This is a genomic window from Salinimicrobium oceani, from assembly GCF_012037645.1.
On the sequence record NZ_JAAVJR010001493.1, the window covers coordinates 1 to 302 of the forward strand.

Here is a 302-nt window from a genome sequence, read left to right on the forward strand (position 1 = left end):
GTAAGCACTTCAAAGGCTTCAGAAAGCGGAGTTCCTTCCTGCAAAGCAGCAGGATGTCCTATATCGCCGGCCTCCCTGATGCTTTGCACCAACGGAATTTGCCCCAGGAATGGCACCTGCAGGTCTTCGGCAAGTAACTTCGCTCCTTCCCTTCCAAAAATGTAGTATTTATTATCGGGTAATTCTTCCGGAGTAAAATAAGCCATATTCTCAATGATTCCCAGCACAGGAACATTAATGGTCTCCTGCTGGAACATTGCCACTCCCTTACGGGCATCGGCAAGAGCTACATTTTGAGGTGT

Annotated in this window: 1 protein-coding gene; it reads right to left on the minus strand. The window is 48.0% G+C overall.

What is annotated here, in order from left to right:
• A partial coding sequence (locus HC175_RS22790; protein WP_168140056.1) for a P-loop NTPase occupies positions 1 to 302 on the minus strand: 302 nt, incomplete at both ends.